This is a genomic window from Actinomadura roseirufa (genome assembly GCF_900659635.1).
In the GTDB taxonomy this organism is placed as follows: Bacteria; Actinomycetota; Actinomycetes; order Streptosporangiales; family Streptosporangiaceae; genus Spirillospora; species Spirillospora roseirufa.
This window is the reverse complement of the sequence record NZ_CAACVB010000134.1, coordinates 1-22,200: the sequence shown is the minus strand read 5'-3', so window position 1 is coordinate 22,200 and position 22,200 is coordinate 1. Positions and strand designations below refer to the sequence as shown.

The following is a 22,200-nucleotide window of genomic DNA, read 5'->3' as shown; positions in this document are numbered from 1 at the left end:
CACCAATGATACCGAAGTGACAATTAACGCGATCGCTGCTTAACTAGCACAACGGATCACGGGGTGGCCTTTTCTTACACCACTCCCATGGACGCGGCCGGGGGCGCTGGCGTCCACGGTGTCGACCAGGTGCATCTGGCCGCGCGGGAGTGGCCCACGCAGCGCCCACCAGTTGCCCCGGTCGGTCTCTATGAACCGCCACCCGGGGAACCGGCGTTTCAGCTGCGCCTTGATGGCGTTGATGCCAAGGCACGGCGCGGTGCTGATGGTGTTTGCAGGCATGGCGAAGTCCCAAAGGTGCGGCGTGTGATGGGAAAGGCGATGGTGCTGGTGACGGCGGCGGGGCTCCGAGTTCAAGCGGTCGCCCCGCCGCCGTGGCTTCCGCACCGCGCGGCCCGGCAGAGTCAGCGGCGTTGCGGCCGGGCCACGCGGCCTTGGTCTCGGCCGCCGCCGAGACCAACGGCGACACGACCGGCCTCGCAGATCGGACTCAGGACCCGGCCGGCCGCGTCACCGGGCTCAACCCGACGGCCCCTCCTCCTCGCTCAGAGCCGCGACGAGTTCGCTGAACCCGGGCGGGAGGGGCGGCGGCGGGGAACGGTGACCACCCACCACGTGGACGATCACCCGGACGACATGATCGATGTCGCCGACCAGACCGATCGGACGCTCCGGCGTCCGGCCCCAGGCGAAGTACGGTCCCTCGGCACTGTCACGGACCAGCACCTCGGCCGCACGGTACGGATCACCATGCCCATCCGGCGGTTCCATCCGCAGCAGCACATCCCGATCACCACCGAGCTGGCTCCCGACCTCGACGAACTCACACGCCCAGCCGCGAGCCGACATGACCTCTTCCAACTCAGCAAGGTGCTGGTGGGCTGCTCCTGTGCGCTTGCCATCGGCATGCATCGAGGCCCTCCCCGTTGCTGATTTCAATAGAAGCTTCTGCGAGTTGTTGGCGGTCACCTGCCGTTCGACACCTTCAATTCCGCAACACGGTCGCAGGGGTTGGCGTGACAAGATGCCGCGCGAGAATATCCATATTTCGTTGGGTTGATCAGATATTTTTGGTGATGGCATGTTGAGAAGAAGAGTTGGCGGCCGTCTCTAACTCGTAATCTTCCTCCGTTCTTCTTTCAGGGCTGCGCTGCCTGTGTGATGCTCCGTATAGTTTCCCGTGTAGGCCCAAACGACGGAAGTTTGGTCAACGCTCTGAGCGATAGGGGGTCTCCAGTGGAGGCCGGGAGCCTTCCCGAAGCACTAAAGATGATCATGGAAAGCCGGGGGTGGTCACAGGGCGATCTTGCTCGCGAGCTGGGGGTCTCGCAGGGCTGGGTCTCGGAGGTCTCCCGGGGACTCAAGGACACCGGGTTCGCCAAGAGCGTTCGGCTGCTCGCTCGCGTAGGCTGGGAGGTGAAGCTATCGCCCAGAGCGGAGGGCCCAGTGGAGCGAAGAGAATTTGTCGCCGCCGCCGCCTCTGTGATCTTCGTTCCGTCGCGTAAGACAATCCCCTTCGAAGATCCTGCCTACGTCCGTACTCTTGCCGACTCGCTGGCTCGCAACCGGTATGAACTCGGAGGGGTCCCGCTGGTTACTAACGCCGTAGAGCATCTCAGGCGCGCACGGCGAATCTCGGACTCCGCTCCTGATCATGCTGCGTTGCAAATGGCAATTTCTGAACTCGCGAACCAGGTCACGCTAGTTCTGTATGACGCCGGCAAGATGGATGCGGCGGAGCGTGCGGGCCGTATTGCGCTCAACTGTGCACTTCAGGTTGAAAGCAGCGAGCTCCAAGCACGGTCCTATGATGCGCTCAGCCGAGTGTGTGCAGACCGTGGTGATGCCATCCACGCGGTAAAGTACGCCCAGCTGGGCCTGCGTCTGAATGACGTCAGCAACAGCCAACTAGCCTCCCTTCACATGAGGCTAGGGCGCGCACTCGCCCTTATCCCCGGCCAAGAATCACCATCTCGAATCGCGCTCGACCAGGCACAAGGCGTAGGCGGACTATCCCCCTTCGGAGAAGCAGCCTTGATCGGGGACGTAGGCATCGGATTTGGGTCTCTGAAGTCCTATGACGAGTCGAGCCGCCTCTTGAACGAGGCGGCAGAACTCATCGGGCAGTGGTCTCCGCTCTTCAGAGCTCAGTACTTGGGGCGACAGGCCGTCACGGCGCTCAAGGCGGGAGATCCCTCGCACGCAGCAGATCGAATCACTGAACTCGCCCGAGCACTCCCGTTTGTCTCATCCGCACGCGTTTCTCAACGCGCCCAAGTCATATTAAAGATCTCCGCTGCTTGGGGATCCTCTCTCGAATTGAGCGAAGCGGGGGAGCACCTGAAAGCAGTAATCGCCCAGCGCTAAGGGTTGTCCCGCAACGCTGGACGATCTTGGTTGTTGATCTTGCTGTGGAGCAGGTGACCAGGGCCGACCGGGACGAGTGGGTGCCGGTATTCACCGTCCTGCCGATGCGGCAGTTCCGCAAGCCGGTGCGGATCGTTTCAGGCCGGGGCGGTGAGCAGACCGGCACCGGCAGGCGGTGGAGCGTGCCTTTGGCCGACAGGGTGCTGCTGATCGCGGTGTACTAGCGCACCAACCTCACGCTGTGGCAGGTCGCGTTGCTGGCCGGGGTGCCGAAGTCGGCCGCTCACCAGGTGGTCGACCACCTGGCGCCGCTGCTCATGCTTGCCCCGCCCGCCCGGCGGCATTGTCCGGACACGATGCTGATCGTGGACGGCACGCCGGTGCCCGTCCACGACCCGACGATCACCGTCTCCTCCAAGAACTACCGGTACTCGGTGAACATGCAGGTCGTCATCGACGTCGACACCCGGCTGGTGGCTGCGGCCGGGCGGCTCCGCAGTCGAGGGCTGCTGTTGGCGATGACCGTGGCCGGACTTCACGCCCTTGGTCTGCGTTGGATGTCGCTGTGGAGTTGGTGGGTTTGGTCGTCGGGTTCGGTGTCGAGGTCGTGGAGGCGGGTGGTGAGGAGTTGGTAGGTGCGGTTGGCGGCGTCGGGGTGGCCGAGGTGGTGTTGGAGGGTCATGAGGGTGCGGTAGAGGGGTTCGGCGTAGGGGTCGTGGTGGATGGCGTGTTCGAGGGCGGTGAGGGCGTGGTCGGGGTGGTGGTGTTGGAGGCGGTGGGCGAGGCGGGTGAGTGTGTCGGTGGTGGTTCGGCGAAGGTGTTCGCGGTGGGTTTCGGTCCAGGTGTGGGTGAGGTCGGCGGCGAAGTCTGCGCTGTAGAGGTCGGCGATGGTGTGCAGGAGGCCAAGGCGTTGGGTGTCGTCGGCGGCGTGGGGGACGTGGTTGAGGGTGGTGATCAGGTGCCAGAGGTCGGTGTCGATGAGGTGGGAGTCGAGGTGGTAGCGGCCGGTGGCGTGGATCAGGAATTTGGGTTCGCGGAGGCCGGTGGCGTTGCGCAGGACTCTGCGGATGTTGCTGACGGCGGTGTTGAAGGTGCCGGTGGCGGTGTCGGGGTCGTGGTCGGGCCACAGGGTGTTGATGGCGTGGTCGCGGGTGATGCCGTCGGGGTGCAGGGCGAGGTAGGCGAGGAGATCGCGGGCGCTGCGGCGTAGGCCGGTGGTGATGGGGCCCTCGGCGGTGCGCAGGCGAACCGGGCCGAGCAGTTGCAGTTCGACGGGGCGCGGCTGGCGGCGGTCGCCGGAGTGGGGCGGCGCGACAAGTGCGGCGGGGGCGCTCGGGGCAGTGGCGGGATGGTCCGCGCGGGGCGAGCTCGTAGTGGTCGGCGGTTCAGGGTCGGGGCTGGGTGCTGGTCCGGTGGGTGCGCTGGTCTCTGATGGGCAGGAGCTCGCCAGCGCGGGCGCGGGCGTAGGCGCGGGTGTGCCGGTTGCCGTGTGCAGGGCGTGGAGCATGGCTGCGGCGTCGTCGGTGGTGAGGTGGAACAGCCGTGTTCCGGTGAGCGTGGTGGCGTGGGGGCCTTGGGCGCTGGTGATGGTGGCGTCGGAGTTGAGGTGGGCGGTGGTGCTGGCGGGTGCGGGGCCGAGGAGCAGGGCGCCGATGCCGTAGCGGTGTCCCAGGTTCACGACGGCGTGCAGGGTGTGCGGGCTGTGGTCGGGGGCGGTTGCGATGAGCAGGACGTGGGGCAGAGGTTCTGCGGGGTCAGCGGCGCGTAGGGCGGTCAGGTCGGGGTGATCGCTGGTTTCCAGGAGCCGGGCGCGGTGGATGATCTCTGCCTCCAGGTGCGCGGTGGCGGCGTCCAGCGTGGAGACAAGGGTTAGGCCGGGCAGCGCCGCGGCAGGCTCGGTCAGTCCGGCGAAGTCCAGGTCGGGGAACAAGCGCTGGGCGTCGGGCTGGAGGAGGAGCTCTGCACGGTCGCGGCGTGCGCCGGCCAGCAGCTCGACGGCGATGGCACGGGCGGTGGCGGCGACGGCGGTGGTGTCGCCGGTCAGGCCGAGGTGCAGGCCGGGGAGGGCCAGGGTGATCGGCTCGTCGTTGCGGGTGCCGAGGGTGAGCTGATCGGGGGGCGGGGCGTGGCGGTCGCGGGTGATGAGGTCGGTGTCGGTGGGGATGGGCTGGTCACGGTCGGCGTAGGTGTCCAGGAAGGCTTTGCGGGCCTGTGCGACGGGCTCGGCCAGGGAGGTATCTGTGTGTTTGGCGGGTGATGATTGGGGCGCGTTGGGCGTGGGGAGAGGGTTGCGTCGGCGGCGGCGGTGTAGGCGGGTGGCGGCCAAGGCGAGGGCGAGGGCTCCGGCCAGGCTCAGGCCGATCCGGGATCCGGAGGGCAGGGTGATGGCCGAAGGCGTGTCATCGCGGTGGGCCGCCCGCGGCTCAGGCTCAAGGGACGGCGGCGCCTTGGACGGTGAGGGTGCAACCGCCGAATGACGCGGCGTCGGGGATGACGATGCTTTCGGCAGACGGGTCGGCTGGGGAAACGGTTGTGGGGCTCGTGAGGGGGCGGCTTCGCCGGGGGCTTGGCGGGCGGGCGAGTGAGTGGTGGTGGAGACGCCCTTCGGGATGGGGGCGTGGGGGCGTGCAGGGCGCGGTTTGCGCAGGGGCGGGGCTGGTGGGCGGTGGGGGTTCTGGAGGTGGGGGAGGCGCAGACGCTGACCGGGCTGGATCTGGTCGGGGCGGGTGAGGGGCGGAGCTCCTCTGGGCTGGTCGACGTTCTTGCTGGCTTTGAAGATCGCGGGGTAGAGGGTGCCGGTGCCGTAGTGGCGGCGGGCGATGCTCCACAAGGTGTCGCCTTTGCGGACCATGCGTGTTTGACGGATTTCGGGCTCTGAAGCGGGTGGGCGGTCGTCGGTCTGCTGGGTGGACGGTGTGACGCCGGGTCGGTGGGGGGCTGAGTGTGTGTCGGTGTGGGGCGGTGGTGCGCCCTCGGCGGAGGCGGGGTGTTGGGTGAGGGCGGTGGTGGTGAAAGCGAGGGCGGCCATGGTGACCAGGTTCCGGGCCAGCAGTTGTGCGGGGCGGGCGGGCCTGGGCAGCGCCGGGGTGGAGCGTCTGGCGAGGTAGCCGAGGGTCTCGGTGATGGTGGCGGTCACGAACATCGCCCACGCGGCCCAGCAGGTCACGGTGACGGCGTGCAGGAAGAGCCGGTTGTCGGTGTCGGGCCACATCAGGGCGGTGGTGATCTGCGTCCAGGTCGGCGGCGCGGTGGGCAGGGATGGGCTGCTGACGGTGATGAGCGTGGCGGGGACCCCGGCCAGCAGGACGCCCAGCACGGTCAAGGCGGCCAGTCCGCGGGCGAGGTCGAGGGCGCGGCGGTGCGGGGCGTGGTTCATGGCTGGCGGGGTCCTTGCGCTTCAGTGGTCAGCGTGGCGGTGGCGGTGGCGTCCGTGTGCAAGGCGGTGATCCCGATGATGGGTAGGAACAGCGCGGGCCTGGTGAGGTGGACGCGCACGCGGATGGTGTGGGCGCCTTCGGTGGTGACGGTGCCGGTGTGACCGTCGGCGTGCAGGTAGGTGCGCGCCGCGCGCACGGCGTCGGGACGGCCGACGATGTACTGGCCTCGGGTGTAGGCACGGTCGAGGTCGATGTGGCCGGCGCCGGCGCGGGCGGCCTCCTGGGCGAGGGTGTGGGCGTCGTGGCGGGTCTGTAGGGCGCGTTCGAGGTCGACGACGGCGCCGAAGAACACCACAACGACCGCCGTGATGATGACGGCGAAGATGCTCACGCTGCCCTGCTGACGGCCGTCGGCGCGAGCGAGTCGGCGCAGAAGTGTGCGCGGCACGGTTACCGGCCACGGTAGGGGTCGAGGGCGGAGCGGTGAGTCTTGGTCACCGTCCGTGCAGCGGGCAATCCTGGGAGGGCGAGGTCACCGAGCCGGATGGTGCAGGTCACCTGCGCGGCCACCGTGGCGTCCTGTCCGAGGGGGCGGGTGAAGCCGGACAGGTCCAGGCGCACGCGGGGCGTGCAGTGCAGGCCGCGGTCGCGTAGGGAGGTCAGCGCGCTGCCGGTCGCCGCGGCACGGGCTTGGGAGGCGGTGCGGGCGATGGAGGCCTGGCGCGCGGCGTCGGCAGCTGCCTGGTCCACCACTGCGGCGCCATGGGCTAGGCGCATCGCGATCGGCAGGCCCGCCAGGAACATGATGAACAGTGGCGCGAGGATGGCGACCTCGACCACGGCGTTCCCGTCCTCGCGCGCACGTCGCCGCGTCGGCCGGTTGCTCGGGGCGGTCATGGCGGTCCGGGGCTGGTGGGGGTGGTGAAGCGTTCGCGGGCGCCGCGCGCCGTCCGCGCGACGGCGATGTGGACGCCCGGCAGGAGTGAAGGCGCGTGTCCGGTCACCCGTACGGCCAGGGTGGTGCCGCCGGAGACGGTGACCGTGGGTGTCTGCAGGACGGGCTCGCGGCGGGCGAACGCTTGGGCGGCGGCGTGGCCTTGGTGGCGGGTGCCGTGACGGGCGCGGGCGACGCGTAGTCCTTCCTGTGCGGCAGCCAGTGCAACTTCGCGCGCAACCGCCACCATGACCGCCTGCGCCAACGCCAAGAACAGCAGCCCCACGGCGGGGAAGGTGATGGCGACGGCGACCGTGGCCGAGCCCCGGTCCCTGTCCCGGCGCCGGAAGCCGCGCCCGTCTCGGCGCCGGTGTTGGGGCGCGTGTGAGTGGGGTCGGGCGGTCATGGGCCGTGGGGGCCGGGGATCTTGTTGATCCAGCTGTGGACCTTGCCCGAGACGGTCACGTAGATGGTGAAGGCGAGCCCGGCGAAACCGGCCACCAGGATGACCGTCTCCACCACTCCGGAGCCTCGGTCGCGGTGATGCCGCAGGTCCAACTCCATCTGATCCGCGCGGTTGGATGCAGTGGTCGCTATGCGGGCCGCCAGGCCGATCGCGATGGTGGTGAGCTTGTTCATGATCCCCCGTGTTCGTTGATCGCACTCGATGGGTCAGCCGGATTCCAGGAGCTTGGAGAAGAACGGGAAAACGACCAGGATGACGAAGCCGAGCAAGAGCAGGCAGGTGGGCACCCACATCGCGGTGGTCCGGGCTCCCGCTTCGGCGCGGGCGGCGGCGGACGCCTCATGCCGCATGGAGGTGATCTTGGCGACCAGGACGTCGTGGATCTTGGCGCCCTGGCCCCCGGCGATCTCCGAGGTGTGCGCCAGGTCGATCAGGTCAGCGACACCGATGTCCTCGCCCAGCGCTGCCAGTGCTCGCCAGGGCTGCTGCTGAGCGTGCCGGGCGCGGGTCAATGCCTGGTGCAGGCGCTGGAACGGCCACCCGTTGGTGATCTTCGCCGGTTCCTCCAGGGCGGCGTTCAGCGCGGCCCCGGCCTGGCGTTCCAGCACGACCAGCTGCAGATAGCAGGTGAAGGCGTATCGGAACTCTCGGCGCCGCATCCGGGCTTTGGCGCGGACGTTCCAGTCCGGGACCAGCGCCAGTACCAGTCCCAGGGCGAGGCCGCCGAGCGTCGGCAGCGCCCACGGCGGCGACCCGCCGGCCGCCACAACCAGGCCGGTGAGGACCCCGGGGGCGGCCAGACCGGTGAACAACAGGGCCAGCTTGTCCAGCATGAACCGCTCGACCGGGCGACCGAGTAAGGCCAGATCAGTGCGAGGAACCGCGAGCAGCCCCGCGGGACGCGTAACCCGTTCGGCCAGCCACCGCCCGACACGCTCCGCCGTGGCCGCGTCATCGTCGCGGGCCGGAGCCGACTCAAACGGCACGGCCTGGATCCGGGCCAAGGCCGCGTCCAGACGCGGTGGCGCGGGCCGCAGCTCCTCGGCGAGCAAGATGAGGCCGGCGGTGGCCAGGCATCCGGCCAGAGCGGCGATCGCGGTCACCGGTCGGGCCCTTGCTCGCCGATGGTCTTCGGGGCGGTGGTGTGAAGGAGGCGGGTTCCGGTCGACAGGACGGCCAGGCGCCGCATCCACCCCAATCCGGCCGCGTAGATGGCGGCGACGACCGCGAGTACGCCCTGCCCGAGCGGGGTGCCGTACGGGTCGGAGAGGGTCTGTGACGACGCGAACAGCACGCTCAGGATTCCCACGGAGGCGACGATCACGATCAAGGTCGTCCGCAGTCCGGCCCGCTCGGCCTCGACCACCCGGCGAACGACCACCTCCTGCTCGACCGCCTCGGCCAGCGAACTCAATGCATCACACGTACCCGGGCCGCGGCGACGGGCCGCCAGCAGCAGAGCGCAGGCGATCAGGTCGGCGATCGGGTCGTCCAGTTCATCGGCGAACGCCCGTAGCGATTGGTCGGTGTTGGCGTGATTGTTCAGCCGCCCGGCCAGCGTCCCGACGGGCTCTGCGATTGCGGCGGGGGCGACGCGGGCGCTGTCGGCCAGTGCCTGCTCCAGGCCGCGGCTGGCCCCGAGCATTTCCGCCAGCCGTCGTGACCACTGCGCCAGGGCCTCCAGCCGCGCGATGCGTCGCTGCGGTTCTCGCCCAGACAACATCGGGGGCAGCGCGTACGCCCCGGCCCCGACCGCGAGCGCCGCCACCGGCCATCCCGAGAACAGCAAGGCCGCCAATCCAGCGGCGATAGCACCCAGGAGGCGGCTGCGGCGCCCCGGCCATGCCGGTGACCGCATTACGGCTTGGAGCAGGGAAGGCGGCCGGCCGTACTGTCGACCGGCATCGGCGCCCCGGAATCCGGCCACCAGGACGACCAGACCCCCTGCGCTGCACAGGCCGGCGAATGCGGCCAGTGAGTCCGTCATGCCCAGCTCCCACGTGCGGGTTTCAGGAGCGCGGAATCAAATCCCTGAGCAAGCAGCTCGTCCAGGAGAGACGGGCTGATGTGCCCCTCGGCTGGGTTGGCGCGGCCGTCCTGGCCGGCGGTGAAGACGAGATTGCGGGTCGGTTCGGAGGAGTCGGCGGGTGGCCCGACCTCCATTACCTGAGACACGTACCGCTCGTTGGTGGTCTTATCTCGTTCCAGGTAGACGATCAGTGGTTCGGCGAGTCCGAACATCAGATGCACGTCGTCAGCGCCCAGGCCGAGGTCCGCGCGGCGAGCGAGCTGGACGACGCGGCTGAAGACGTGCTCAGGGCGGTGAACGTGCAAAGTGCACATCGATCCGCGCGCGCCCGAGTACATCACCTCCAGCATCGGAGCGAGTTCCCCGTGTCGGGCCTCACCGACAATGACGCGGTCGGGATTGAGGCGCAGACACGCTGGCACCAGGTCCTGCAACCGCACCTCGCCGGCACCCTCGGAGTTGGCTTGGCGCGCTTCGAGGGCGACCACGTCCTGGTGCCGGTGCGCCAGGCGCGGGTCGTCCAGGAACAGCTCGAAGTCGCTTTCCAGGGTGATGATCCGCTCCTGCGGCGGGATCGCCCCGGCGAGGGCCCGTACGAGGGTGGTCTTGCCGGTGTTGACCTCGCCGCACACGATGATGTTCCGGCGTGCGGCGATGGCGGCGCGCAGGAACTGCTCCAGCGCTGGCGTGAGGGTGCCGAGGTCGCTGAGCTGTTCCAGGGTGATGTCGACGAGGCGGTGGACACGGATCGCCAGATGCGGATGCCGCGCCACCCATCCCACGACCGCCAGCCTCACCCCATCGTGGAGCGCGATGTCCAAGAGCGGGGAGGCATGGGAGAACTCCCGACCCGTATTGCCGCGCCGCGCCAGGAGCTGCACCCACTCGATCAGGTCCTCGTCAGTCTCAGCGACTGGCGGGCCCGGCTCCTTGGAACCGTTGGTGTAGCTGATCCAGGTCTGGCGACAACCGTTGATCACGATGTTCTCCACATCGGAGCGTTCCAGGAACGGCTGCAGCGCCCCGAACCCGAACCGCCGATCGAACACCAGCTGCGCTACCCGCCGCTGTTCCAGCGCCGACACCACTCGTCCGGTCGCCATCTGCTTATTCGCCCACGCCTGGACTTGTGCACCGATCAGCTGCCGTGCCCGCACTCGGTCGCCCTCGTCACCGAGACCGTCGAGCAACTGCGCGGAAACCTCGCGCACCGCCGCCCATGTGCTCGCTTGGCCGTCGGCGTCGGATCCTCGTACGGCGGCCGGATCCGCAGCTCCCGAACCGAAGCTCGTCGGCTCAGTGGATACCCGACCTGGCCTGGTCACTGGCTGGCCTCCGTGGTCGCCGGACTCACAGGCCGCGCTATCCCAGTACGGACGGTTTCGGATTCAGTAACAGCCGCTCGGACTCGTCGCCCCAAGGCGTCCAGTGAACGCACCAGCAACGACGTCCGGAACGTCAACCGCGGACGGGCGCCGTCCGACAACACCTGCGCATCCGCCCGCGAGAATGGCAGCTCCACCAGTACCGGGACACCAAGCGCCCGTTCGACTTCCGCCGAGGTGTAAGCGCCATCGGCGATCAGACAGGCCCCGACCGCCGCCCGCTCATCCACCACCTCCCTGAGGGCATCCAGGCGAGGCTTGGCCGCATCGACCTGCACCAGCGTGGGCTTGAGCACCAAGATCACAGCGTCCGCCGCCATCAGCAGCTCGGCCGGGGTATCGGCACCGCCGATCTGTCCCAAGTCGGCGATTACGTCACCGTCTCGAGTCGCCAACGCCTCGGCCAGCCGCCGCCACACCGGCCTCAACCGGGCCCCGTGACGGGGGTCCCCCAGCCCGTGCAGCAGCTCCACGCGGCCGTCGTCGACGATCGACATCACATGGTCGTCTGGTACGAGCGTGGCCTGTGGGTCGGCCTCGGCGGCCATCGCCAAGCCGAGCAATCCCGACCCGGCAGACCCACGCATCCGATCGACCATGAAGCCCGGCAGCACACGACGTCCCAGCGGATCGCACTCGGCAAGGAGCACTCGTCCCGGCCAGCCCAACGCCAACCCGAGAGCCGACGTGGTCACTCCCGGGGATCCACCAGGCGAGACCAGGCAGTAAAACGCCATCGACTCAGTCCCGCCTCTCGATCACCACGAGAACGACCAGCCCGACCGCCGCCTGCTGCGCCACAGCGCTGCTCTCGGAATCGGCCACCAACAGCGACACCGTCATCGAACCCTCAGAATCCGGCCCCTCCACCTGGTCGACGACTGCGGCAACATCGCGCGTTACCAGGCCTCGGCCACGATGCGGCGCTATGCCCGAGGCCTGCTCGTGGTCAGGCGTGATCACCACGCGAACTCGCCAACCAGGTGCCAGCCCCAGCGGCATTGCGCTGGTCTTCAGCGGCACCGTCACCAGCGCCTGCCCGGGTTGCAGGCTCGGCCGGGTCGCCAGCTGCGACCCGGCCAGCAGCATCCCCCTGCGCAACCCCACCGCTGCCCGGCGTCCCACGACCTCTCGTAGTCGACGCTCTGGGATCGTTGTCAAAGCCGAATCGGCTGCGACTCGCACCACGTCAAGATCTGCTTGGCCGATCCGCTGCCCGACGGGCACGTCCCGCGCGACCCGGACCACCGGTGCCCGCTTACCAGCCGACCGGAACAAGGACACGTTCAGCAGGATCGCGAGCGCCAGCAACATCACCCCCGCGACAATCCACCTCGGTCGCCGCTGACGCGCCAACCGTTTCGGCAGTGCGTGCACAGGTCCACTAGAAGTTTCTGGAACCCTCGCCCTGCTTAGGGTGTGACTCTTGAACATGCGACTCCTCATCCGTACAGGCCCTGCGCTTCGGCGATCTCAAGCCGGAGAGCCACTGAACGAGTCAAAGGTGGCAGCGTTCCACCGGACCCGTCCGAAGCCCGCCATGTTCCGCCCCACGTCACTGCCACCCGCACCCTGAACGCCTGGCCCGGCGCATGCACCGACGGCTGCCGGAAGGTGTAGGAGCAGTCAGTGTGCTGCGAAGACGCTGGACGGGACTTGTCATAAGCAGCCCCAGGGCCGGCGCACCGGATACCAGGACTCCCGTCGCCCGGATAGATCGCCAGGCCTTCTGGCCTGGCCATCACCTTCACCCACACAGCGCCCGCGCTGATACGGCCACTGATCGACCGCCAATTCGTCACCCAGAACCACTCCGGCAAGCCGACCAGCCCAGTGTCCGAACGTGGGGGAGCCGTTCGGGCATGCGGAGCGGGAATCGGTAGCCGCGCCCACTTCGCCATCGCCAACTCCGCAGGCGATACCTTCCGCTTGCCTCCTTTTCCACGGACAGGAACGCAGACCTGAACGTTGTCCCCCACAACCTTGCATTCATGAGGACCGATCGGCTGCTCCTGGTCACCTTGAGAAGGAGTTCCCGTTGGCCTTTCGGGTTCGCCCGTGGTGCCGGCTGGCTTTCCATCCTGCTCTGCTCCGAACCAGTAGCTGCGGATGTTGCCACTGGTGACTGGTGGAATCGGCTCTCGAGGCGGCGACGTGGTAACGGTCGGGCTGAGTGGCGTCGTGGCGCTCAAGAAGAGCGCGAGAAAGAAGGGTATCGCTCAGCACCCCCGACCGAAGGAAACCGCTTTTGTGACACGCCATCGCCCGTCAGAACCTCGGGATAGATAAGCCTTGATGTTCTCGTTCTGGATCCCGCGATTGATCTTCTTTCGGGTGAGTGTGTTCATCGTTCCGGCATTGCCGGAGTCTTGGCAGTCGCGAAGTGACGCATCGATGCCATCGAGGCTGATGCTCTGGATGTGGGTGGTCACCCTTCCGTAAGCGACTAGGTTCTTTCTCTTCATTTCCTTGATCCTGTCGATCACCTTGGTCAGTTGCGGGTCGGTCATATGAAGTGATAGTTGCTGCCTGCGTGTGCCTTCTGGTAACGAGTCGGCGCGATCGAGGATCTCGATGAATGCGATGTAAGAGCGTTTGATCGCTTCGTCCACAGGAGGCGATGGTGAAGCCAGACGTGGGGCGGCTGCGGTGGGCAGTGGGACTGGATTGTCTTCATTGGCGCACCCTGTTATGAGCAGGATAACGGCTGATATCAGTATCGAGTATTGGCGAACGACCTTGGCGGCTGGGTGTCCGGGACATCATCACTCTCCTTTTGTGTCGCTATGGCTGTGGCGGAGGAGCGTGATTACCCACTTGCCGGCTGGCGACGAGGTTCGCTCCACCTGGAATGCGCTGGCCACTGCTTCCACCAGCGGAAGGCCCCAGCCGCCTGCCCGATTATCGTCGTCCTCGAGAGCCTTGGGATCGGGGGTGATGTCATCCAGCGTCAGCCCCCCGACCGTGCTGGCGATCGGCATGGCCGGTGAGGAGTCCCAGACGCCGATCACCAGTCCGATGCCGATCCACCGCAGGTGGACGGCAACCTGGTCCGACGGCCCCGACAGCCGGACGGCGTTGGTCACCAGTTCGCTGACGGTCAGTTCCGCATCGTCCATCGAGACCGGGAGACGCCATTCACAAAGCATGGCGGCGACTTGGCGCCGAGCTGCGCCGACGATCGAGCGCTGGGCAGGGTAGTAGCGCGTTCCGGCCAGTCTGGTAGGTGTGGTGACGGCGTTCACATTCATCGAGCCTTCTCCTGATTGCTGTGCCTTCGCGGCGTGTGCATCCAGGGATTGCTGGTGGATTCAATGAATTGATCACTTGCGGTGAATCGGACCACGGGCAGGAGCCGCTGGCTCCCCTCGGCGGCATTCCTAGGGGAAGCGGCAATTCTTGGTTGGAGGGTCTTGATGCCCCGATCCACCACAGGTTGGTCTAGGCGATCACGGCTTCGATATCGCCGGATCGCTCACGAGAACCTTGTCGGCTGTGGGGCCGCGTCCACTCGCTGGCTCCACCCCGGCTCGTCGTTCGTGGCTGTTGCTTGAACCGAGAAGGGCCCTGGGAAACTTGCGCTTTCGGGGCTTCTGCTGAGCTTATGCCTCGGTGCTAATGAGGTGGTGTGCCGTCAGGCAGGACGGATCCACCTCCAACGGGATTGACCGGACCCCGGTGGCGCAAATGCTGATCGGCGGTTCCGGTCCAGCGGGCAGTCGGTGTGCCGGGAGGCGTATGGCAGGCGTGGCGGACGGTGCAGCGGTCATGACCCAACTCACTCCCGTGATCGCGGTGGCGTAACACGGTTCGGGACTGATGGAGATCACCTCGGCCGCGATGTCGACGGCCGTCAGTCCGGGGTCGAGCCCTGGAGGATCGGTGCGGGAACCGCTGTTGTGGCGCGAAGCGTGCGGGGCGGGCTGGAAGCCCTTCCCGCCGTCGGGCCAGTCGGTGCCTCGTCTGTTTGGTGCGTGGACAACGTGGTCCATGCGAGTCTCCCCGTGGAGTCGTCATCTGAACGACTCTCTTCACTTATAAGTGAAGAGATGTCTACGGAGAGTAGTTATCTGTTGGCTGGCTGTCAACAAAACCTGGCAGATCGTCATCGATGGCGGAGTAAAAGTGATGGACGGCCCGCGAGGTTCAGCGGGAGACGGTGTCCCAGCGGACGGGAAGAGCGCGCAGGCCGCGCATCATCCGGCTGGGACGCCAGGCAAGCTGCTCGGGCGTCGTGCCCAGACGCAGGCGGGGGAGTCGGCGCAGCAGGCCGGCCAGGGCCGCGTGGGCTTCTGCGCGGGCCAGCGCGGATCCCAGGCAGTAGTGGGGGCCGTGACCGAAGGCCAGGTGCCCGGGCCTGTCGCGGGCGAGGTCGAGGGCTCCGGCGGTGGGGTACTGGGCGGGATCGCGGTTGGCCGCGCCGAGGCTGATCATGACGATCTGCTCGGCGGGGATCGTGGTGGGGCCGTAGGTGACCGGTTGTGTGGTGAACCGGACGGTCGCGATTCCGAGCGGGGAGTCGTAGCGCAGGATCTCCTCGATGGCAGGGCCGAGCCGGTCGGGATCGGCGGCCGCGGCCGCGTACTGAGCGGGGTGGAGGAGCAGGGCCAGGACGGCGTTGCCGATCAGGTTGGTGGTGGTCTCGTGTCCCGCGATGATCAGGAGCACCGCCAGCGACACCAGCTCTTGCCGGCTGAGGCGGTCATTGCCTTGGCGGGCCGCGATGAGGGTGTCGAGCAGATCACCGTCTTTGCCCGCCGTGTCGTGGTCGGCGTGGTATCTGCGAGCGACCAGGGCCGTCATGTGGTCGGCGATTCCGTGGGATGCCTTGTCGCGGCCGGCGGCGTCGCTGGTGAACAGGTCGTTGGACCATCGGCGGAGCTGCGGCCGGTCGCGTTCAGGAACGCCCAGCAGTTCGCAGATGACGGTGACCGGCAGCGGTATGGCGAATTCATTGATCAGATCAGCGGCTCCCCGAGGCGCGATCGCGTCCAGGAGGTCATCGGTGATCTGCTGGATCCGCGGGCGGAGCTGGTCCACGGCGGCGGCGGTGAACGCCCCGGCGGCCAGGCGGCGCAGCCGGGTGTGGTCGGGGGGATCAGTGGCCAGCATGTTGTTCAACAGTGCTGGGGCGATGTCGCGGCGGTCGCCGAACAGGTAACCGAAGCGGCGGGTGTTCCTGCTCAGCAGTGGGTCGGCCAGGGCGGCGCGGGCCTGCGCGTATCCGGTGATCATCCAGGTGTGATGGCCGCGCGGGGAGACCTTCACCTGCTGAACCGGGCTTTGGCGGCGCAACCTGTCATAGACCTGGTACGGGTCGCGGTGGAAAGCGTCATCGAACACGGGACTCCTCAGACGAGATCGCGGTCACTCGGGCGCAGTGGGGTTCACGAGGTGGGTCCTCAATACGGCTGTTCGAGGCGGGAGAAGGCTGCGGACACTTGCCCCAGCCAGTCGGCCTCGCGGTCCAGATCGCCCCCGAGGGTGTTCATCGTGGCTTCGTCCTGGAGGCCCATCTGAGGAGTGCCGCCCCGGGCGTCCCCCTCGACCGATCGTCTGGCCTTGTAGGTGGTCAGGGCCACATGGACTGCTGCCGCCTCTCGCAGTGCCTCTGACCGACGGGCATCCTGGGTATCGAGCCCGGCGCCGCACACGGTCTTCTCGGCACGACGTCCAGCGTCGGAGCCGTGGTAGGGCTCAAGGATCATCAGCCCATCGCGGATCTCGATCACACGTCGATGGACGCCGTAGCGGTAGCTGAAACGATCTGGGCCGCTCCTGGGCAGCACGATCTGCGGCATCGCCGCCGCCAACGCCCTCCACAGTGGGCGCAGGCGGCGATAGGCCCGCCAGTACCGCAGCCACCGAACTGGAGCCGCTGCGCTGGGTCCCCACGCGGGCAGAGTCATGCCGACCGTGATGGCCAGCGCAGCCAGCACAGGGAGGCCGATCGCGAACGCGCACCCGGGAGGGTACAGCGGACTGGGACACGGCTGATCATGCCCCGATATCAGTGGGTCCAGCCGCAGCCACAGCGTGACCACTCCCACCGTCTTCTCGACCAGATAGACGATCACCAGGACGCATCCCACGGTCACGATCCGCAGACCGCTCCTCAGCGCAGGCCGTGCGGCCGGCCCCGCGTACCGAATGGTGATCACCGCGAGAACAGTGAAAGCCCACCCCAGGAAAACCACGAAGATCAGGATGTAGCCAACCAGAGCGGGACGGTCATGATAAAGAGGACCGAAGTCCCCGACAATAGGCGGCAATGGGCTGATGATAAACAGCCCGGTCATCGCGCTGACGGCGACGAGCAATGCTCCAAAGCACCTGCGTATTCGCGCCTGAGCCTCCTGCCGTGGGCGCGTGACGCTCAGCACGTGCGCCAGGATGGCGAAGGCCGCAACCGTCGTACACAGGTTGGACAGGAGGCGACCGAGATTGGGGTACACCGCGTTCTCCACGCGCTGCGCCCCGTTCGAGATCAACACCAAGGCCAGTCCAACCGTCACCAGCAGCAGGCACGTCGAGCCCAGCCCCGGCGGGCGATCAGGGCCGCGAAGACCACGAGCCTTTCCCCCGGCCGCGGCAAACGCGGCAGCGGCCACCACCCAGAACACCGCGTTGGTCAACGACGACCCTCGGAACGCCGGAACGCCGATCGGCCCCAGGTGTCGTCCAACCGATCGAGTACAGCGGCGATGACTGGATCTGCGGCAGCCATCCGACGATCAGCCTGGGCAGGCCGCGACCGCTGCGTGACCAGAGTGGCGAAATACTCGGCCTCGCGCTCTTGCTCACTGGTGTAACCAGTACGTCCCAGCACCGCACGCACCAGCGCGGGGTTCAGATCGGGCAGCAACGCCGCAGCCAGTTCGCCCGTGCCCGCTCCACCTTGATGGTCGGCAAGTAGATGACCGATCTCATGCAACGCGATGTGTTGCCGGTGGAACGGCGTGGTCCTCGACGTCGTGTAGACGTAGTCGGTCTCGGCGGTGGAGACATACATTCCACACAGGCCCTCTGGCATGGCCGAGACCGGGATCATCCGGAGTACGCGCCCGGTGTAAGCCGAGACGTGGTCGCAGAACTCTTCGAAGTCCCATGGCTCCGGGATCTTCAGCGCATCGACACGAGCACGGCACCGTCGTCGGAGCGCGCCTCTGGGCACCGGCTACCTCCCCGGTATCTTCGCCCGGCGCTCACACCCGCCGACCGGACCTGGCGCTACCTTCTCACTACTGGCTGTGATTGTGTCATAGGCGACTCAACTCTCTCGGGAAGAGTCGGCATTGTCCGATTTGGCGCGCTGCTCCAAACGTGCGGTCGACTCGATCAGCGCGCCAACGAGCTGCTGGGCCTCGGGCGACAACTGCAGAAAACTGCGCAGGTGCGCGGTACGTACCCCGGTATCGCGCAGCAAGGTCAGCAACTCGATCTGCTCCTCGACGGCTCTGAACACCTCGTCGTCGAAAAAGTACGAGGGAGGTACGCCGAAGAAGCTCGCCAGGGCCTCCAGGACGCGCTTGGTGGGATTGTCGTGTTTGCCTGTCCGCAGCTTCCACAACGTGTTGTGGCTGATCTTCTCCCCGGTCAGCTCCTCGACCTTGGTCGCGGCCTCCTGGAGTGAGTAGGGTCCGCGGCCACTGGGGTGCATTCGGCGGAACAGGTAGTCGATCTTGCGAGCGAGAGGCGGCACGCCGTCGGCCACGCTCGCCGGCGCGGCTTCGTCGTTGGTCACTGTGCATCTCCCCCCTCCAGGCCCGGAAGACCTGGTCAACAGTATATCACCGGCGTCTATCGCGAGTGCGTCACTTGCGTCACCGGGCCCGACAAGGAGCTCATTCGCCGCATTTCACCATCGTTTGCGGAACTAACGCTTCCTGGCGCACTGACGCCGCGCCAGTACACCTTGCTTGCTCAAAACGGTGCAGCTGATCTGTGTGATGGCGCTGAGGTGATTTCCCGTGTCCGGCCGGAGACTTCCTTTCCTTGCTTAACGATCGTTTCAAGGTCAGATCGGCGTGGATGAACGACGCAAATCCTGCTGATGGCGATCATCGGTGTTGACCGTGGTCTGCTATCTGGCTCCTGAGAGGACGCCGATGTTCCTCCTCTGGATCTCAGATTCCACCAGCGGGGCGGACTGACATTGCTGAAATCCGGCCATCCTTGATCGCGGCCACGACGCGAGCTTCGGCGACTTGCCGCTGCTTGTACAGACGCTTTACCGGTACACCCCGGTCACGAGCGGGATCTTGCATAGCGGTGCCGTCCAGTCGAGTCGCAATGATCAGCTCGGCGGCGGATGGGCTGACTATCTCCTGGCGTGCAGCCTCCAGGACCAGCGCGATCGGGTCGATGGTAACTGGAGCGGAGTTGGCCGGCACCCCGTGGTCGGGGAGCTCGTGCGGGTCGCACGGCATGTGGCGCAGTTCCCTGCCGCGAGCGCGCTGGGCGCCCTTGCGGGCCCAGAGCATCAGACGCGCGGCGATGTGCCGGCGGGTGAGGTCGATTCGCGTCAGTTGGGCGACGAACTCGGTCAGTAGTTCAGACACGATGTCGTCGGCGAGCTGGGCGGGGCTGGTTCGCAGGACGCGCGCGGCGGTGTTCTTCAGCCCGGGCATCGCCATGCCGACGCAGCCGATCGTCCATGCGGGATCGCCGCTGCGCGCGTGCTGTACGAGCTGCCTCCAGGCAGCGTCCTTCAGCTCGTCAGATGCGCTGCGCTTCAACAGCAGCGTCCGTAGCTCGCCCAGGTCCACCGGCCTGTGGGGCAGGCCATGCCCGACGGCGTGGCCGTCGATGGCCAGGGGCTGGGGGCCGGTGATCAGCAGTTGGAAGGAACGCTCGGCGACGGTGAGCGCGTTGTCGGCTGCGTCGTTCAGGAGCTGGTGGAGGTTGTGGGTGTTGGTCATGACGGCCCCTTTGGAGGTCGTGGCGGTCTCTGGTGCCGTCAGGTATCGACGATGGCGTAGGCAGATCATGAGCAGCGCATGGGCAGCGCAGGTGTCCACGGGAGTGTCAGCGGTTCGCCAGCAAACGTGCTGACCTGCGGAGACGGTGCCGTTGAACACTTCGCGGGCAGGGACGGTAAAGCTGGTGCGCGTGCCGAGAATCTCGCTGACCTGCGGTGATGCTGCGCACAGGATGGCTGCGTATGGATTGGGTCAACGCTGCTTCGCCGGTTCCGTCGTCGCGGTCGGCGGCCTCTGGCGAGCGCGTGACCAGGGCTTCGGTGGCGGCACTGACCGTCGGCGACAGTGCATCGCTGGCTCCAAGCGTGCCCTTGGCATGGGATCAGGCGTGCGCCGTGCCTTGTGCTGAGCACTGTCCGCGGCGTCGTCGTTGCTCGACTTGACGGCCGGAATGGAGGTGGGCGCTGATCTGGTCCCGGCCGCTCGTTGGGGATCAGCCGTATCGAGCGGCGGCGTGTGGCCGGGCGAAGGGAGAAGTTCGGGGGATGAAGAAGGGAAGCTGGCAGTTGTCCTCGGCAGGGGATTGGCTGTGGAAGTCCGAGCCGATGCGGTGGCGCCGGGTGTACCCGGGGCGTGGAGACCAGGTCCAGGCGGCGCGAAACTTCGTGAAGACCCTGTTCGCCGGTACCGGCCGCGAGGAGGACGTCGCGGTGGTGGTGAGTGAACTGGCCGGCAACGCGGTCTGAGGGGCCCCGCCGCTGTAGGGCGGCGAAGGCATGATCGGGTGCCTTGTTCCGTGGGTGGTCAGTCGCGGCACGGTGCTGCCGTTCTCGGCGGTGATGGAGGCGACGTGCACGAACCGCCCGCGGTTCCACTGTGAGACCGCGCCGACCCGCTCTGGCGGGAGCGCGGTTGCGCTGCGGTGCAGTCGATGGCGGCCGGGTACTCGGCCGCACCGGCATGTTTCGCTGAGTGCGGCACGTCACAGGTCCCGCAGGACGGTGAGGGGCGGGCGGTTGGCGGCGCGGAGTGCGACGAGGGCCGCGGCGATGGTGACGGTGATGCCGGCGCCGGCGACGGAGCCGAGGTAGGCCCAGGGCACGGCGAGGTGGTCGGGCGGTGGGTCGAATACGCCCGTCAGCACCTTGACCAGCATCTGGGACAGGATCCAGCCGCCCAGGGTGCCGAGCGTCGCCGCGCCCGCCAGGACGACCGCGACCTCGGCCCAGATGAACGAGCCGACCTGGCGGGGACGGGCGCCCATCGCGCGGACCAGGGCGAAGTTGCGGCGGTGTTCGGTGAAACCGAGGGCCAGCAGCAGGCCGGTGGCGAGGGCGACCAGGACGGAGGCGTAGCCGAGTTCGATGCGGGTCAGGCCGCCGAGATCGACTGCGGTGAGGCTGGAGCCGACGAGGTCGCGGGTGGTGTGGATGTCGGTGATCTGCGCCTGCGGGCCGAGCCGGGTCCGCAGCGTGTGCGCGACCGCGGGCGGGGAGGCGCCGCCGCGGGTGTTGACCAGGAAGGTGCCGACGGTGTCGGTGCCGGTCTGGCGGGCGAGGTAGTCGGCGTTGGCGACCAGGAAGCTGTCGCGTGGCGCGGTCGGGAATTCCTTGACGACGCCGGCGTAGTGGAACTGGACGGTGCGGTACTGCTTGGTGCGCCCATCCTGCAGCCGCAGCCGCAGCAGGTCGCCGGGATGCAGTTGGAAGTCGTGGACGGTTTCCGCGCTGACCAGCACGGCGTCGGGCCGGCGCGCGAGGGTGCCCAGCAGGTCGTGGGCGGTGCCGCCGCTGAAGTAGGCGTTTTGCAGATGGGTGGTGCGGGCGATGGTGGCGGCGCGGATGCCGTAGAGGTCTTGCAGGTCGGAGCCGACGTAGGCGAAGCGGTGCTGGAGTGGCTCGGCACTGCGGACGCCCGGTGCGGCGGTGATCTGCTTCTCCAGTGACGGCGGCGCGTAGGCTCCGGGAGATTCGGTGACGGTGACGTCGGCGCCGTTGGTCAGCTGGGCGTCGGCGTGGGCCTGCTGGCGGTAGGTGGCGTCGAACACGGCGGTGGAGGTCGCGAACACCACGGCGAGCGCGGCGAGCGAGACCGTGCGGGCGAGCAGGGTGCGCTGGCCGCTGAGGGTGGCGGTGACGGTCCCGGTCAGTGGCCCGGCGACCGGGCGAAGCAGGCGCTTGACGAGCCGGCGGCGCAGCGGTTCGCCTGCGGTGATCGCGCCTCGTTGCGGGGATGCCGGACTGGCGGTCCCGCTGGAGGGCCGGGTGGGGAGGGCCGGTGCGGCGGTGCGGCGCGGGGCGAGCATCGTGTGCACGGCGCGCCAGGCCAGCAGGCCTGCCCCCGTCCACAGCAGGGCGGGGCCGGCGAAGGCCCAGTAGCTGACGGAGATGGTCGGCAGGCCCTCGGGCACCAGCACGATCGAGTAGCCGTTGCGGCTGGTGATCCAGAAGACCAGGGCGGATGCGGCCAGCAGCCACAGGTCCAGTCCGTAGCGCATCCAGGCCGGTGCGCGCCGCGGCGGGCCGATCGCGCGGCGCGCGGTGACGACGCCGATGGTGCGCGCGTCGCGCGCGGCGGGCAGCAGCACGGTGAGAGCCGCGATGAGCAGCCCCGCCGCCGCGGCGATCGCCGCCCACAGTGCGGCCGCGCCGGCATCGGTGCCGAACCGGACGGCTCCGAACGCCAGCCGCCCGGTGAGCGCGGCCAGGCCGAGCCCGGCGG

General features: G+C 67.8%; 22 protein-coding genes. 3 read left to right on the top strand and 19 right to left on the bottom strand.

The window, feature by feature from the left end; genetic code table 11:
- Positions 1-519: 519 nt before the first annotated feature.
- Positions 520-969 carry a hypothetical protein gene (locus E1291_RS25330; protein ID WP_131740484.1) on the bottom strand — a complete coding sequence of 150 codons (450 nt, stop codon included), beginning with the start codon at positions 967-969 and terminating at the stop codon, positions 520-522.
- A gap of 267 nt (positions 970-1,236) precedes the next feature.
- On the opposite strand from E1291_RS25330, the gene E1291_RS25325 reads away from it, so the two are divergent.
- On the top strand, positions 1,237-2,367 hold the full coding sequence (locus E1291_RS25325; protein ID WP_131740483.1) for a helix-turn-helix domain-containing protein: 1,131 nt from the start codon (positions 1,237-1,239) through the stop codon (positions 2,365-2,367).
- Positions 2,368-2,420: 53 nt separating this feature from the next.
- Positions 2,421-2,591, top strand: coding sequence for a hypothetical protein (locus E1291_RS45210; RefSeq protein WP_165495281.1), 171 nt, complete (start codon positions 2,421-2,423; stop codon positions 2,589-2,591).
- Positions 2,592-2,902: 311 nt separating this feature from the next.
- Here the strand turns inward: E1291_RS45210 and E1291_RS25320 are convergent, their stop codons facing one another.
- The 17 genes from E1291_RS25320 to E1291_RS25240 form a co-directional block, all read right to left on the bottom strand.
- Positions 2,903-5,743, bottom strand: a complete 2,841-nt coding sequence (locus E1291_RS25320) for a BTAD domain-containing putative transcriptional regulator (RefSeq protein WP_131740482.1) — start codon at positions 5,741-5,743, stop codon at positions 2,903-2,905.
- A complete protein-coding gene (locus tag E1291_RS25315) occupies positions 5,740-6,135 on the bottom strand; it encodes a pilus assembly protein TadG-related protein (RefSeq protein ID WP_165495280.1) in 396 nt (131 codons plus the stop codon). Before E1291_RS25315 ends, E1291_RS25320 begins: the two co-directional genes overlap by 4 nt.
- A gap of 59 nt (positions 6,136-6,194) precedes the next feature.
- Positions 6,195-6,641, bottom strand: coding sequence for a TadE/TadG family type IV pilus assembly protein (locus tag E1291_RS25310; RefSeq protein ID WP_131740480.1), 447 nt, complete (start codon positions 6,639-6,641; stop codon positions 6,195-6,197).
- A complete protein-coding gene (locus tag E1291_RS25305; RefSeq protein ID WP_131740479.1) occupies positions 6,638-6,964 on the bottom strand; it encodes a pilus assembly protein in 327 nt (108 codons plus the stop codon). The genes E1291_RS25310 and E1291_RS25305 overlap by 4 nt, the downstream gene beginning before the upstream one ends.
- Before the next feature lie 116 nt (positions 6,965-7,080).
- Positions 7,081-7,317 carry a hypothetical protein gene (locus E1291_RS25300; protein ID WP_131740478.1) on the bottom strand — a complete coding sequence of 79 codons (237 nt, stop codon included), beginning with the start codon at positions 7,315-7,317 and terminating at the stop codon, positions 7,081-7,083.
- A gap of 33 nt (positions 7,318-7,350) precedes the next feature.
- Positions 7,351-8,247, bottom strand: a complete 897-nt coding sequence (locus tag E1291_RS25295) for a hypothetical protein (protein ID WP_131740477.1) — start codon at positions 8,245-8,247, stop codon at positions 7,351-7,353.
- Complete coding sequence (locus E1291_RS25290; RefSeq protein ID WP_131740476.1) at positions 8,244-9,131, bottom strand: type II secretion system F family protein; 888 nt, start codon at positions 9,129-9,131, stop codon at positions 8,244-8,246. Before E1291_RS25290 ends, E1291_RS25295 begins: the two co-directional genes overlap by 4 nt.
- The gene (locus E1291_RS25285) at positions 9,128-10,384 is read right to left on the bottom strand and encodes a TadA family conjugal transfer-associated ATPase (protein WP_131740475.1); all 1,257 of its coding nucleotides are present in this window, start codon (positions 10,382-10,384) and stop codon (positions 9,128-9,130) included. The genes E1291_RS25290 and E1291_RS25285 overlap by 4 nt, the downstream gene beginning before the upstream one ends.
- Positions 10,385-10,494: 110 nt before the next feature.
- Positions 10,495-11,253 (bottom strand): CpaE/TadZ family protein, encoded by a 759-nt coding sequence (locus tag E1291_RS25280; protein ID WP_131740474.1) that lies wholly within the window; start codon positions 11,251-11,253, stop codon positions 10,495-10,497.
- A 46-nt stretch (positions 11,254-11,299) separates the two neighbouring features.
- Positions 11,300-11,872 carry an SAF domain-containing protein gene (locus tag E1291_RS25275; RefSeq protein WP_242614359.1) on the bottom strand — a complete coding sequence of 191 codons (573 nt, stop codon included), beginning with the start codon at positions 11,870-11,872 and terminating at the stop codon, positions 11,300-11,302.
- Positions 11,873-12,777: 905 nt separating this feature from the next.
- On the bottom strand, positions 12,778-13,170 hold the full coding sequence (locus tag E1291_RS25270) for a hypothetical protein (protein WP_131740472.1): 393 nt from the start codon (positions 13,168-13,170) through the stop codon (positions 12,778-12,780).
- Positions 13,171-13,323: 153 nt separating this feature from the next.
- Positions 13,324-13,809, bottom strand: coding sequence for an ATP-binding protein (locus E1291_RS25265; protein WP_131740471.1), 486 nt, complete (start codon positions 13,807-13,809; stop codon positions 13,324-13,326).
- Between the two features lie 895 nt (positions 13,810-14,704).
- Positions 14,705-15,901, bottom strand: a complete 1,197-nt coding sequence (locus E1291_RS25260; protein WP_207400928.1) for a cytochrome P450 family protein — start codon at positions 15,899-15,901, stop codon at positions 14,705-14,707.
- A gap of 59 nt (positions 15,902-15,960) precedes the next feature.
- A complete protein-coding gene (locus E1291_RS25255; RefSeq protein WP_131740470.1) occupies positions 15,961-17,193 on the bottom strand; it encodes an MAB_1171c family putative transporter in 1,233 nt (410 codons plus the stop codon).
- Positions 17,190-17,609, bottom strand: a complete 420-nt coding sequence (locus E1291_RS25250; protein ID WP_131740469.1) for a hypothetical protein — start codon at positions 17,607-17,609, stop codon at positions 17,190-17,192. The genes E1291_RS25255 and E1291_RS25250 overlap by 4 nt, the downstream gene beginning before the upstream one ends.
- Positions 17,610-17,828: 219 nt before the next feature.
- Entirely contained in the window at positions 17,829-18,302 is a 474-nt protein-coding gene (locus E1291_RS25245) for a helix-turn-helix domain-containing protein (RefSeq protein WP_207400927.1), read from the bottom strand.
- Between the two features lie 382 nt (positions 18,303-18,684).
- Positions 18,685-19,479, bottom strand: coding sequence for a hypothetical protein (locus tag E1291_RS25240; RefSeq protein WP_131740468.1), 795 nt, complete (start codon positions 19,477-19,479; stop codon positions 18,685-18,687).
- Positions 19,480-20,024: 545 nt separating this feature from the next.
- Here E1291_RS25240 and E1291_RS25235 point away from each other — a divergent pair.
- Positions 20,025-20,225 carry a hypothetical protein gene (locus E1291_RS25235; protein WP_131740467.1) on the top strand — a complete coding sequence of 67 codons (201 nt, stop codon included), beginning with the start codon at positions 20,025-20,027 and terminating at the stop codon, positions 20,223-20,225.
- 236 nt (positions 20,226-20,461) lie between these two features.
- Here E1291_RS25235 and E1291_RS25230 read toward each other — a convergent pair.
- The coding region (locus tag E1291_RS25230) for an ABC transporter permease (protein ID WP_131740466.1) at positions 20,462-22,200 on the bottom strand (1,739 nt) is incomplete at its 5' end.

Bases quoted from the DNA above. Each gene is read 5' to 3' on its own strand.
- E1291_RS25320 (WP_131740482.1), bottom strand. From the start codon at position 5,743: ATGAACCACGCCCCGCACCGCCGCGCCCTCGACCTCGCCCGCGGACTG.
- E1291_RS25310 (WP_131740480.1), bottom strand. From the start codon at position 6,641: ATGACCGCCCCGAGCAACCGGCCGACGCGGCGACGTGCGCGCGAGGAC.
- E1291_RS25300 (WP_131740478.1), bottom strand. From the start codon at position 7,317: ATGAACAAGCTCACCACCATCGCGATCGGCCTGGCGGCCCGCATAGCG.
- E1291_RS25290 (WP_131740476.1), bottom strand. From the start codon at position 9,131: ATGACGGACTCACTGGCCGCATTCGCCGGCCTGTGCAGCGCAGGGGGT.
- E1291_RS25275 (WP_242614359.1), bottom strand. From the start codon at position 11,872: ATGTTGCTGGCGCTCGCGATCCTGCTGAACGTGTCCTTGTTCCGGTCG.
- E1291_RS25265 (WP_131740471.1), bottom strand. From the start codon at position 13,809: ATGAATGTGAACGCCGTCACCACACCTACCAGACTGGCCGGAACGCGC.
- E1291_RS25250 (WP_131740469.1), bottom strand. From the start codon at position 17,609: ATGATCCCGGTCTCGGCCATGCCAGAGGGCCTGTGTGGAATGTATGTC.
- E1291_RS25240 (WP_131740468.1), bottom strand. From the start codon at position 19,479: ATGACCAACACCCACAACCTCCACCAGCTCCTGAACGACGCAGCCGAC.
- E1291_RS25235 (WP_131740467.1), top strand. From the start codon at position 20,025: ATGAAGAAGGGAAGCTGGCAGTTGTCCTCGGCAGGGGATTGGCTGTGG.